Origin of the sequence: Pseudomonas sp. P7779 (assembly GCF_013386315.1) — a bacterium.
Lineage (GTDB): Bacteria > Pseudomonadota > Gammaproteobacteria > Pseudomonadales > Pseudomonadaceae > Aquipseudomonas.
Map to the genome: position 1 here is coordinate 167,693 of NZ_JACARZ010000005.1, position 12,166 is coordinate 179,858.

The 12,166-nt window shown below is 60.2% G+C and carries 9 protein-coding genes; 2 read left to right on the forward strand and 7 right to left on the reverse strand.

The window, feature by feature from the left end; translation table 11 throughout:
• The 4 genes from HX869_RS02415 to HX869_RS02430 form a co-directional block, all read right to left on the reverse strand.
• Positions 1-591, reverse strand: coding sequence for a hypothetical protein (locus HX869_RS02415; RefSeq protein ID WP_178902699.1), 591 nt, complete (start codon positions 589-591; stop codon positions 1-3).
• Positions 557-3,061 (reverse strand): fimbria/pilus outer membrane usher protein, encoded by a 2,505-nt coding sequence (locus HX869_RS02420; protein WP_256736745.1) that lies wholly within the window; start codon positions 3,059-3,061, stop codon positions 557-559. The genes HX869_RS02415 and HX869_RS02420 overlap by 35 nt, the downstream gene beginning before the upstream one ends.
• 7 nt (positions 3,062-3,068) lie before the next feature.
• Positions 3,069-3,785, reverse strand: a complete 717-nt coding sequence (locus tag HX869_RS02425; RefSeq protein WP_178902701.1) for a fimbria/pilus chaperone family protein — start codon at positions 3,783-3,785, stop codon at positions 3,069-3,071.
• Between the two features lie 123 nt (positions 3,786-3,908).
• The gene (locus HX869_RS02430) at positions 3,909-4,568 is read right to left on the reverse strand and encodes a DUF1120 domain-containing protein (protein ID WP_102604076.1); all 660 of its coding nucleotides are present in this window, start codon (positions 4,566-4,568) and stop codon (positions 3,909-3,911) included.
• Between the two features lie 472 nt (positions 4,569-5,040).
• Between HX869_RS02430 and ppx the strand changes: the two genes are divergently transcribed.
• Positions 5,041-6,543, forward strand: coding sequence for an exopolyphosphatase (gene ppx, locus HX869_RS02435; protein WP_178902702.1), 1,503 nt, complete (start codon positions 5,041-5,043; stop codon positions 6,541-6,543).
• A 186-nt stretch (positions 6,544-6,729) separates the two neighbouring features.
• On the opposite strand, the gene ppk1 is transcribed toward ppx, so the two are convergent.
• Together ppk1 and hemB are read right to left on the reverse strand one after the other, a co-directional pair.
• A complete protein-coding gene (ppk1, locus tag HX869_RS02440; RefSeq protein WP_003214009.1) occupies positions 6,730-8,958 on the reverse strand; it encodes a polyphosphate kinase 1 in 2,229 nt (742 codons plus the stop codon).
• Positions 8,959-8,976: 18 nt separating this feature from the next.
• Positions 8,977-9,990, reverse strand: coding sequence for a porphobilinogen synthase (gene hemB, locus HX869_RS02445; protein ID WP_003214011.1), 1,014 nt, complete (start codon positions 9,988-9,990; stop codon positions 8,977-8,979).
• Between the two features lie 229 nt (positions 9,991-10,219).
• Between hemB and HX869_RS02450 the strand changes: the two genes are divergently transcribed.
• The gene (locus HX869_RS02450) at positions 10,220-10,858 is read left to right on the forward strand and encodes a DedA family protein (RefSeq protein WP_003214015.1); all 639 of its coding nucleotides are present in this window, start codon (positions 10,220-10,222) and stop codon (positions 10,856-10,858) included.
• Here HX869_RS02450 and HX869_RS02455 read toward each other — a convergent pair.
• On the reverse strand, positions 10,839-12,074 hold the full coding sequence (locus tag HX869_RS02455) for a sterol desaturase family protein (protein ID WP_003214017.1): 1,236 nt from the start codon (positions 12,072-12,074) through the stop codon (positions 10,839-10,841). The genes HX869_RS02450 and HX869_RS02455 overlap by 20 nt on opposite strands.
• Positions 12,075-12,166 lie beyond the last annotated feature (92 nt).

Below are 12,166 nucleotides of genomic sequence, written 5' to 3' on the forward strand. Positions count from 1 at the left end.
TCAAGCCCCGGGCGCCCACTCAAAACCGCCCTGCCCCTCAAATGTCGTTTCATCCCTGACGGCCAGCAAAGCCGCAGGCAGGAAGGTCTCGACGTTGACCAGGGCGGTGAAGCGGCGCCCATGCACCGGCATACCCGCTACGTGTGCAACAAGCCTATGGCCCGGCAGCAATCGTCCGGTCGCCGGCTCTTCAGACAGGTGCGGCATTACCAGCTCAACGGATTTTCCATCGACTTGAGCGGACTGCAGGCTCAGGGTGAAATGCCCCTGGCGCCCAAACCGAAAGCCCTGCTGGTTGGCGGGTACGCCCGTAAAGCGCAGCGCCATGGATACCGGCACCTCACAGGCCATGCTCAGGCGAAGCGTGCGCTTGCCCAGCGCGATCTGTGGGTCGCCCCGCTCGGCCTGGCGAACCAGGCCGTAATCAACCCGGGGCTGGCTCAAGGACACCTGGCAGTTATTTGCCCGCGCCTCATTGGCCAACACCACGACAAACAGCAGCAGGTAAAGGATAAGCCCATGACGCAGGCGTCCACCGTCAAAAGGCCCCACCGGCTCAGAGGGTACGGCAGAGCGCCGAACCTGTTTCATAGAATTTGTCGTCATTGGATTCTGGCTCAAGGTTCAGTTGCAACAAGCAGGTGCTTGAATCTGGCAAGGAGATGTTCAGCGCTCGCGACTCATCCAGGCTGTTAAGGAAGACCATGCCCTCGCCCACGACGCTGGTCAGGAAAGCATTGTTGCTGTCGAAAACCGAGGCTCCCTGGGGCAAGGGTTGGCCGTGCGCGTCACGGACCTCAAGCAATACACGGCGCACTTTCACTACTTCGAAATCGATCGTGTTGAAAGAACCGCGTCCGGCCGCAAGGACCTTGGTGCCGTTTTTCAGGTCGATGCGCTTGGGCAGGGATTGGGTTTGCACCTCGACATTGCTGCTGCGGTAGGCAGGCAGGCTGGCGATCACCGCCTGCCCGCGGTAGTCAGTCCAGACCGGCCCCTGCGGCGTCGAAACCTTGGCTGCCCCGACATTACCCACCGAGACAATTCCAAAGGTGTCCTGGACGGCATAGGGCGAGAACGTCATGCCTCTGTCGTGGGCCACCACGCCGCCCTGCAATTGGCCGTTATACCCGGTGCTCAATGAATCATGTCGCACACCCAACCCTATCTGGGTGTAACGCGGCATGGCATTCACGCGGGCGTGAACAGCCTGTGTACGGCTCGCCTGCTCACGCGCACCCCCCACTTCATAGTTCACATAGTCGTTGACCCGATCGCTGAAGGCGGTCCCAAGATCGAACCTGTCGCCCCGCCGACTGGCATACGAGGTGACGCGGCGATCCCCACCGAACGGCACGGTGACCTGCAACCGAAGCGAAAGCCCCTTATCCGACACATCGCTGCGCTCATCTCGAACGGTGTTCTTGACCTTGCGCGGTCGAGAGCCGCCCACCCGGGAATCCGCAATCAAAGCCACCTGGGTGCCATTGAATTGCTGGTTCCATGAGGCAAAGACGTGTTCGGCGGAGCGATCATCAAATTGCGAGCTGCGGGAATAACTGACGGAAAAGCCTCCCAGGGACGGGTCGACCCAACTCAAACCTACCGTGTATTGGTCCTTGAAGCGGGCATCCCGCTGGTCACGCCGCGTCGACTGCCCCACTTCCAGTACTTCGCGATAATCCCGCGTCTGGGTAGTGGCACTCGACGTCATTTCAATGCCGGCGAACAGCGGACTTCCCACGGTGACGGAGCTGCGAGCCCCGGTAACTTCGTCCCGGCCATCGCGAGACAGGTTCTGGCGCACGCCAACCGAAAGGTGCTGGAAAAAAACACTGCTCCACACGCCACCCGCCGCTTGGTATTCGTCGGTACTCAACAGGCCGAATCCCAGTGACGAGTTGCGCCCCAATCCCCAGGTCCCACTGCCCATCGCCACGACCGGAGGCTCCCCGGCACCCGGATTTGCCCCGCGCACCTTGCCCAGGGAGAAGTAATAACCGGGCTCTATCGGTACCGCCCCCGCAAAGGACGCGGCAGGGACGGTGAACCCATGCCTGCCACCGCGAGTGCCAATGACACTGACCTCAAGATCGCTGGTGCCATTGAGTATGGGTAATCCGGTCAACGTGAACGGGCCTTCCGGTACCAGTGTGGTATGGATCAACACCCCGGCCTGGCGCACCTCGACCCGGGATGGGCTCTGGGCCAAACCTTCGATCACCACGCTGCTGCCACCCGGGCTGCGCGATTGGCCATCCGGCGAGAGCTGGAAACCCGACAGCTGTAACCCACCGAACACCGGGTTGTTGCTGGAAATCTGCCCGACCTGGAAGGTCGACTTCAGGGGCGCGAAATCGCGTTGGGCGTAGGCATTCACATGCTCGCTGCTGCGCTTGCCGTTATCGGAGACAAAGAATTGGCGGCTTCGGACGATCCAGTTGCCGATATTGAATCCCGCCTCGGTGTAGGCCGAAACCGAGCGGGAAGAGCCGCTGTTGAAGCGCTCTTCGAACCCCTGCACATCGTAATTGAACAAGGCTGCAGTGCCGCCCTGGGAGAAACTGCCGACATCCCATTCGGCCTCGCGCATTGACTGAGTAGGCACCACCAGCGATACCTCATCGCTGCCGGGGCGCAACTTGACGATGGTCGCGGGGTAAGCACCGAGAAAGTCATGACACGCCTGGTCGGGCGCGATACCCGGCCGAATAATCGCGGCTGGCAATCGCAACCCGGCCTTGTCCAGCAGGACCGGGGTAAAACACAACTGCCCCTGGTAGTCGAAGCGTGCCTCCACCAGGCCCAATGAGGTGCCGTTGACCTGCAGCCCCACCACGTGCACGCCCTCGCGGAATCGCGCAGCACTGCGAAAATAATGGGCAACCTTCGGGTCGATCCCGTTCGCCGACAAGACCGCCAGATCAAAACCCGATCCAAGCTCCAGCGCGTAGGCGGGAAGGCTCCACAGCGTTGCCAGGCCGATACAAGTCCGGGAAACCGAGGTTCGAATGGGTCGTACAGAGAGGCTCCAATCGTTTGCATGGGTAGCATTTCTCATAGACCGCTCAACCCGCCTCGACAACAACGGAGGCTTCGTAGGCGGTTGCCGAATACCCGTAGACAGTCGCCGGTTGAATCTCGACACCGCTGACCTGGGCCATCGCCTCTTCGATGCGGGTCGATAACACTTCGCCAGGCAGGATATAGGTGCGCGGCAATATCGCCGGGTGCCTCGACGGCAGCAGGTGTACCTCCAGCCCCATTCGGACCACGTAGGCACTGTCGTTATGAACCGTCAGCCGATTTCCCCGCAGCTTCCACTTCAGCAACTTCCATGGCTCCTGATGCCGCGGCAAGCCCTGGGGATGCAGGATCAGCGGTAAGTCCTGTCGAATGGTCACTCCAATAGTCGAGCGCCCTTCGGCGCGCGCCTGCGGAATACCTTCAAAGGTGACGCGCTTCAATCGCTGAGTCTTGAGCGGCTGCTTCAAGGTACTGATAAACCGCACAAGTTGTGTTTCGCCCGGTTCGACACGGGCGATAGGAGGCGTAACGATCAAGAGTGTCTCCGGATCTTCCGGGACGTTTTGAATGACTGTGTGAAGTAAAGCAGGGCCAGCGTCCGTATTTTTTACGTTGATCGTCGCTTCACCGTTCTCTTCATAAAGAATAACAACGGATGTTTCCGGCTCCATTCCATCCGCTCTTACACTGCCAGAAACTAAAAAATAAAGATTCGCACACCAGAATAGAGCATTAACTGTATTTAAAAGACGACTCATCGAACTCTACCCGCAACCAGATAACGCACCGTTGACAATCACGAAATACCTATACGCATATAAAGAGCCAGCACGAAGCCACGGTGCGCGACCGCCTGCTAAATGCTGGCCATGTTTATAGAGTTAGATTCGAGTTACTACCAAAGTAGCAGCTCCATTCAATTGAATATCCCTGCTGAGATCCAGTGCATCGCCGCGATTGATCACAGCCTTGACTACGAGAGTGCCGGTAACGGAAGAGACCGCGGCTGGAGTTGTGTTGTTATTACGGCTCCAGGAGTGCTGGTAAGGAGATTTTTCGACCTTGCCGTCACTGGTGCTCCAGGCACCGCCGGAGCTTGTCCTTCTAAGCGGGTACAGCGTAGCGCCGACAGTGGTCAAGGTGGCGAGCCTGATCGAATAGCCACCGGTATTCCTGGTTCCGACCGCGCCAAGGCCAAAGTTGTGGTTGTCGGTGAAGCCGGTTCCCAGGATCCCCCTTACGACACTGTTTGTTTGTGAGTCAGTAACGGACAGTGCCATCTGGGCAGCCGCCGCACCACAGTTGACGTTTAACGGCAGCGACTTTTCCGGCAGAGGATAGAAAGAGGTCAGCGGAATGCTCGACGCATTGATCGTACCGTAATCAACGGTGCCGCCTGTGGCGCCGAGGTTTACCGTGCATGCAGCTGGTTTAATGGTTCCGGTGACTCTCAGGTTCCCGGCACCACTTGTATTTGCTTGAGCACCCATGCTCACCGCCAGGCCAACGACCACTATTGCCAAACCAAATGTTCTGTTCATGTTCATCCTGTCACTGAAGTTCTCAGGTGCATGCGGTTCGCCGGGCTATTCCATGCCCAACTGCTATCAACCTTGATAGGCAAACTACAAATAGTTAACACCACGGCTTAATTGCCGAGTGACAGTCTCTCTCGTAAACACCCGAAGAAAGAATGAGACGACGCCTGAACTAGTGTCAGAGCGGTAAAAAAACAATGTCCCCTTAGATCATCCTTGCAGTAGTCCTGACTTAATTATCGACTGGAACAAATAACCCAGCCATGTAGGCATATTCAGGAAGCCTATTAAAGCTGGAGATTTCCGTTACTCCACTTGCCCTACGGAACAATCGCCAGGCGCATCAAGAATCGCCCTACATATCCTGCAGATTTTCCTCCAAGACACCGATGAGCGAATTCCGGAAGCACTACGCGTTGGCGTCAGCGGTTGATCGTGGCACGATGGCGAGGTTATCGACCGAGACCCCTTAACCATGCCGCAATCCCAAGCCAAGAATCTGTCCCTGATCGCCGCCATCGACCTGGGCTCCAACAGCTTTCACATGGTCGTGGCCAAGGCCCAGAACGGCGAAATCCGCATCCTTGAGCGGCTCGGCGAGAAAGTGCAGCTGGCTGCCGGGATCGACGACGAGCGTCAGCTCAATGAAGAATCCATGCAGCGCGGGCTCGATTGCCTGAAGCGCTTTGCCCAACTGATCAACGGCATGCCCCCGGGCGCCGTGCGGATCGTCGGCACCAACGCCCTGCGCGAAGCCCGCAACCGGGGCGAGTTCATCCGCCGCGCCGAGGAGATCCTCGGGCACCCGGTAGAGGTCATCTCCGGCCGCGAGGAAGCACGCCTGATCTACCTCGGCGTGTCCCACACCCTGGCCGACACTCCGGGCAAGCGCCTGGTGGCCGACATCGGCGGTGGCAGTACCGAATTCATTATTGGCCAGCGCTTCGAGCCGCTGCTGCGCGAAAGCCTGCAAATGGGCTGCGTCAGCTACACCCAGCGCTATTTCAAGGACGGCAAGATCACCCCGGCCCGCTACGCCCAGGCTTATACGGCGGCGCGGCTGGAGATCATGAGCATCGAGCACGCCCTGCACCGCCTGACCTGGGATGAGGCCATCGGTTCGTCCGGCACCATCCGCGCCATCGGCCTGGCCCTCAAGGCCGGCGGCCATGGCACTGGCGAGGTCAACGCCGAAGGCCTGGCCTGGCTCAAGCGCAAGCTGTTCAAGCTGGGGGATGCCGACAAGATCGACTTCGAAGGCATCAAGCCTGATCGCCGCACCATTTTCCCGGCGGGCCTGGCGATTCTCGAAGCGATTTTCGACGCCCTTGAACTGCAACGCATGGACCACTGCGATGGCGCCCTGCGTGAAGGCGTGCTCTACGACCTGCTGGGCCGTCATCATCATGAAGACGTCCGTGAGCGCACCCTCAGCTCGTTGATGGAGCGTTACCACGTCGACCTGGAACAGGCGGCGCGGGTTGAACGCAAGGCGCTGCATGCTTTCGACCAGGTCGCAGCGGATTGGGACCTGGAAGACGGCGTGTGGCGTGAACTGCTGGGCTGGGCGGCCAAGGTCCATGAAGTGGGGCTGGACATCGCCCACTACCATTACCACAAGCACGGCGCCTACCTGATCGAGCACTCGGACCTGGCGGGTTTCTCCCGTGAAGACCAGCAGATGCTCGCGCTGCTGGTACGCGGCCACCGCCGCAACATCCCCCGGGACAAGTTTGCCGAGTTCGGTGCCGAGGGCATCAAGCTGATTCGCCTATGCGCGCTGCTGCGGTTTGCGATCCTGTTCCACCACATCCGTGGTACCCAGGAAATGCCGCAAGTGGTCCTGCGGGCCAATGCCGACAGCCTGGACGTGGTATTCCCGAAGAACTGGCTGGATGAAAACCAGCTGACCCAGGCGGATTTCGCCCAGGAAGCCGAGTGGCTGACGCGGGTTGGGTTCACGCTGAACGTGCGCTGATATGAGTGAGTGACGCGGAGCGTCACAGGATGTATTCCCACGCAGAGCGTGGGAACAATCCAACGCCACAAAACAAATGTGGGAGCGGGCTTGCTCGCGAAGGCGGAGTGTCAGTCAACAGATTCATCGACTGATCCACCGCTTTCGCGAGCAAGCCCGCTCCCACATTTTTGACCGCGTCGGTTTTTAGTTCACCGTCAGAATCGGGCTGCCCAGCTTCTCCAGCAACGTCGCCTGGGCGCTGCGCGGGTTCTGGTTGCCGGTCGGGGTGTTGCGCACGTAGCGCCCGTCCGACTGCAGGCTCCAGCTGTGGGTGTTATCGGTGAGATAACTTTCCAGCTCCTTCTTGACCCGCATGATCAGTTTCTTGCCTTCCACCGGGAAGCAGGTCTCCACGCGTTTGTCGAGGTTGCGCTCCATCCAGTCGGCACTGGAGAGGAACATCTGCTCCTCGCCGCCATTGAGGAAGTAGAACACCCGCGTGTGCTCCAGGAAGCGCCCGATGATCGAACGCACGTGGATGTTATGGGAGACCCCGGCGATGCCCGGCCGCAGGCAGCACATGCCACGCACCACCAAATCGATACGCACACCCGACTGGCTGGCCTTGTACAACGCGCGGATGATCTTCGGATCGGTCAGCGAGTTGAACTTGGCGATGATGTGCGCCGGCTTGCCTTCGAGGGCGAACTGGGTCTCGCGGGCAATCATGTCGAGCATGCCCTTCTTCAGGGTGAACGGCGCGTGCAGCAGTTTCTTCATGCGCAGGGTCTTGCCCATGCCGATCAACTGGCTGAACAGCTTGCCGACATCTTCACACAAGGCATCGTCGGAGGTCAGGAGGCTGTAGTCGGTGTAGAGCTTGGCGTTGCCGGCGTGGTAGTTGCCGGTGCCCAAGTGGGCGTAGCGCACGATCTCACCGGCTTCGCGGCGCAGGATCAGCATCATCTTGGCGTGGGTCTTGAAGCCGACCACGCCGTAGATCACCACCGCACCGGCCGCCTGCAGGCGGCTGGCCAGTTGCAGGTTGGACTCTTCGTCGAACCGCGCCCGCAGTTCAATCACCGCCGTCACTTCCTTGCCGTTACGCGCGGCGTCTACCAGCGCATCGACGATTTCGGAGTTGGCGCCGGAGCGGTACAGGGTTTGGCGCACAGCCAGCACGTGCGGGTCCTTGGCGGCCTGACGCAGCAGGTCGACCACCGGGGTGAAGGACTCGAATGGGTGCAGCAGCAGAATGTCCTGCTTGCTCACCACACTGAAGATGTTTTCGCTGTTTTGCAGCAGTTTCGGGATCTGCGGGGTGAACGGCGTGTATTGCAGCTCCGGGTGGCTGTCCAGGCCAGTAATGCTGAACAGGCGCGTCAGGTTCACCGGGCCATTGACCTGGTACAGCTCGGTCTCGCTCAGGTTGAACTGCTTGAGCAGGTAGTCGGACAGGTGTTTCGGACAGGTGTCCGCCACTTCCAGGCGCACCGCATCACCGTAGCGACGGGAGAACAGCTCGCCGCGCAGGGCGCGGGCCAAGTCTTCGACGTCTTCGGAGTCCAGCGCCAGGTCGGCGTTACGGGTCAGGCGGAACTGGTAGCAGCCCTTGACCTTCATGCCCTGGAACAGGTCATCGGCGTGGGCGTGGATCATCGACGAAAGGAATACATAGTTATCGCCAGCGCCCCCCACCTCTTCCGGTACCTTGATGATCCGTGGCAACAGGCGCGGTGCCGGAATGATCGCAAGGCCCGAGTCGCGACCGAAGGCATCGATACCTTCCAGCTCGACGATGAAGTTCAGGCTCTTGTTCACCAGCAGCGGGAACGGGTGCGTCGGGTCGAGGCCGATGGGGGTGATGATCGGCGAGATTTCGTCGCGGAAGTAGCGGCGCACCCAGGTCTTGATCTTGGTGGTCCAGTGCCGGCGCCGGATGAAGCGCACGTGATGCTTTTCCAGTTCCGGCAGCAGGATGTCATTGAGGATCGCGTATTGGCGGTCCACGTGGCCGTGTACCAGCTCGCTGATGCGGGCCAGGGCCTGATGCGGTTGCAGGCCGTCGGCACCGGCTTGTTCACGGGCGAACGTGATCTGCTTCTTCAGGCCGGCGACACGGATCTCGAAGAACTCGTCCAGGTTGCTGGAGAAGATCAGCAGGAATTTCAGCCGCTCCAGCAACGGATAGGACTCATCCAGTGCCTGTTCCAGCACGCGGATATTGAATTGCAGTTGTGACAGCTCGCGATGGATGTACAGGCTGCTGTCATCCAGGTTGGTAACCGCAACCACCGGTACCGGCGCGGCAGCGGGCGCTTCGGCCACCACGGCAGGCGGGGCCGGCTCCAGCTCCGGCGGAGTCTCGGTAGCTTGTTCGACCACCGGGTGAGCGTCTTTTACGGCAACTTCTGTGAGTCCTTCGGTATTCATCGAGTGTTCCTGTGAGGGCTAGTGTTGCTCTCTAAGCAATTGGGCAGCGCGGGCGGCGAAGTAAGTCAGGATGCCATCGGCACCCGCGCGTTTAAAGGCAGTCAGGGATTCAAGGATCACCCCTTCACTCAACCAACCATTCTGGATCGCGGCCATGTGCATGGCGTATTCACCGCTGACCTGATAGACAAAGGTCGGCACCTTGAATTCCTCTTTGACCCGATAAAGGATGTCGAGGTACGGCATCCCGGGCTTGACCATCACCATGTCGGCGCCTTCGGCCAGGTCCGCGGCCACTTCGTGCAGGGCTTCGTGGCTGTTGGCCGGGTCCATCTGGTACGAGGCCTTGTTGGCCTTGCCCAGGTTCAGCGCCGAACCCACCGCATCGCGGAACGGGCCGTAATAGGCGCTGGCGTACTTGGCCGAGTAGGCCATGATGCGCACGTTGACGTGGCCGGCCAACTCCAGGGCTTCGCGAATCGCCTGGATGCGACCGTCCATCATGTCCGAGGGGGCCACCACCTGGGCGCCCGCTGCGGCGTGGGACAAGGCCTGTTTTACCAGCGCATCAACGGTGATGTCGTTCTGAACATAGCCTTCTTCGTCGAGAATGCCATCCTGCCCGTGGGTGGTGAACGGGTCCAGCGCCACATCGGTAATCACCCCCAGCTCCGGAAAGCGTTCACGCAAGGCGCGGGTGGCGCGCTGGGCGATGCCGTCGGGGTTCCAGGCTTCGGCGGCGTCCAGGGACTTGAGCCCGGACGGCGTGACCGGGAACAGCGCCAGCGCCGGAATCCCCAGTTCAACCCAGCTCGCGGCCTCTTCGAGCAGCAAATCAATGGTCAAGCGCTCCACGCCCGGCATCGACGCCACCGCTTCCCGACGATTTTCACCGTCCAGCACAAACACCGGCAGGATCAGATCATTCACCGTCAGCACGTTTTCACGCACCAGGCGCCGGGAAAAATCATCACGACGGTTGCGACGCAGACGAGTGGCGGGAAACAGGCGGTTGGCGGGGGTAAAGCTCACGGCAGACTCCTGAGCCCGGCTTGACGGGCGAGCGTGACAGTTATAAGCGGCCATTATGACGAAGGAATTACAGTTGTGGTTAGCTCATGCGCCGTAAGGCAACCGGCGTGCGACCTGTAGTCGCATTCGTCGTTTATGTAGGAATTGTTCACTTCGTGACACATCTCGATACTTTCATGAATGTTCACGAAGGCGTAGGCTGCGCGTTCATTTCGCCAGCACCCAGACCATGCTTCAACAATTTCTGCATGACTTCGGCTACTTTGCGCTGTTCCTAGGCACCTTCTTCGAAGGCGAAACCATCCTGGTTCTCGCAGGCTTCCTGGCGTTCCGTGGATACATGGATATCAACTTGGTGGTGGTCGTTGCCTTTTTCGGCAGCTACGCCGGCGACCAGTTGTGGTACTTCCTGGGACGCAAGCACGGCCGCAAACTGTTGGCGCGCAAGCCGCGCTGGCAACTGCTGGGCGACAAGGCCCTGGAGCATATTCGCAAGCACCCGGACATCTGGGTGCTGAGCTTCCGGTTTGTCTACGGTTTGCGCACGGTGATGCCGGTGGCCATTGGTTTGTCGGGCTACCCGCCGGGTCGCTACCTGTTGCTCAACGGGATTGGCGCCGCCGTGTGGGCCGCTGCGCTGGGCGCTGCGGCTTACCATTTCGGCGCGGTACTGGAAGGCATGCTGGGCAGCGTCAAGAAATACGAGCTGTGGGTGCTGGGCGCACTGCTGGTGCTGGGCCTGGGCTTGTGGATTCGCCGGCGCGTCAAGAACGCCCGCCTGACCCGCGAAGCCTGTGCCGCCGAGAAGGTTCGCCTGGCGGCCGGCGAACCTGAAAAAGCCGAAAAGCCTACGACGCCAGTCGAGTAAGCCGGTCTCTGCAACAGTAGAGGCCGATGCCGCTGAGCAAGCTGTAACTGACCAGGCCCAGCCAGCCCAACGCGCTGGCCGGCCACAGCCCCACCAGCGGCGCCAGCCAAACCAGCGGCACATTCAGTGCCAGGCGCACCAGCTCAGCCTTCAACGCCCACGGGCGATTCTCCAGCGCCACCCCCAGGGTGAACAACCCCAATGCCATCGCGCTCCAGCCCAACACCAGGGCAGCGGTCGGCAAGCCCTCGCCGAAATTCATCAGGTAGCTGCCAAAACCCACGTACGCGGCAAACTGCAGCGCGATGTAAATCTGTTGGCGCCCATCCAGCGGCACCTCGAACTTGCGGAACTGGCTCAAGTCCGGCTTGGCCATCGGGTACTTTGCCGCCACATCCGCCGGGCGCCAACCGGTGCGCATGAACCAGATCCGCAGCTTGTCCCACCCACTTTCGGTGCGCCGTGCATCACTCCACAGCTGCGCATAAAACTGCAGGTTGGCCCACAGCGGGTTCCAACTGGCCAAGGGCGTGGTCACGCCAAAGATTACCGGCTCGTTATCGTCTTCTTCCTGGAAGGAGCCAAACAGGCGGTCCCAAATAATGAACACCCCGCCGTAGTTGCGATCCATGTAGAGAGCGTTCTGTGCATGGTGGGCCCGATGATTGGATGGCGTGACGAAGAACCACTCGTACCAGCCGAGCTTCGGCACATGCCGCGTATGCACCCAGAATTGATACAGCAGGTTGAGGGACGCCACGCTGATAAACACCACCAGCGGCACGCCCAACACGGCCAGCGGCAAGTAGAAGATCCAGCTCAGCAGGAAGCCGGTGCTGGTCTGGCGCAAGGCGGTGCTGAGGTTGTAGTCCTCGCTCTGGTGATGCACGGAATGCGCGGCCCAGAGGATGTTGCGCTCATGGCCCATGCGATGCAGCCAGTAGTAGCAGAAGTCATAGAACACAAAGGCGAACACCCAGGTCCAGACGCTTTGGGCCGACAGCTCAATGATCGCCAGGTGCTTGAGGGCGAAGGCATAGGTGAGGATGCCCACCCCTTTGGTCAGCAGCCCCGTGGTGGTGGACAGCACGCCGGTGCTGAGGCTGTTGATGGCGTCCGCCACCCGGTAGTTGCGTTGGCCGCGCCGGTAGTCGGCCAGCAGCTCGACCACGATCAAGGCAATGAAAAACGGTACCGCGTAAGGGACGAAGTCCATGGGCAAGTCCGGTCAATTATTGTTACATCTAGAGTAGGTGTAGCGGCTGGATATCCCATTGGCAATGAGTGACAAATGAGTAGACATTTAAC

Excerpts from the sequence above, each read along its gene's own strand:
- HX869_RS02415 (WP_178902699.1), bottom strand. The coding sequence starts at position 591 with ATGAAACAGGTTCGGCGCTCTGCCGTACCCTCTGAGCCGGTGGGGCCT.
- HX869_RS02420 (WP_256736745.1), bottom strand. The coding sequence starts at position 3,061 with ATGAGAAATGCTACCCATGCAAACGATTGGAGCCTCTCTGTACGACCC.
- HX869_RS02425 (WP_178902701.1), bottom strand. The coding sequence starts at position 3,785 with ATGAGTCGTCTTTTAAATACAGTTAATGCTCTATTCTGGTGTGCGAAT.
- HX869_RS02430 (WP_102604076.1), bottom strand. The coding sequence starts at position 4,568 with ATGAACAGAACATTTGGTTTGGCAATAGTGGTCGTTGGCCTGGCGGTG.
- ppx (WP_178902702.1), top strand. The coding sequence starts at position 5,041 with ATGCCGCAATCCCAAGCCAAGAATCTGTCCCTGATCGCCGCCATCGAC.
- ppk1 (WP_003214009.1), bottom strand. The coding sequence starts at position 8,958 with ATGAATACCGAAGGACTCACAGAAGTTGCCGTAAAAGACGCTCACCCG.
- HX869_RS02450 (WP_003214015.1), top strand. The coding sequence starts at position 10,220 with ATGCTTCAACAATTTCTGCATGACTTCGGCTACTTTGCGCTGTTCCTA.
- HX869_RS02455 (WP_003214017.1), bottom strand. The coding sequence starts at position 12,074 with ATGGACTTCGTCCCTTACGCGGTACCGTTTTTCATTGCCTTGATCGTG.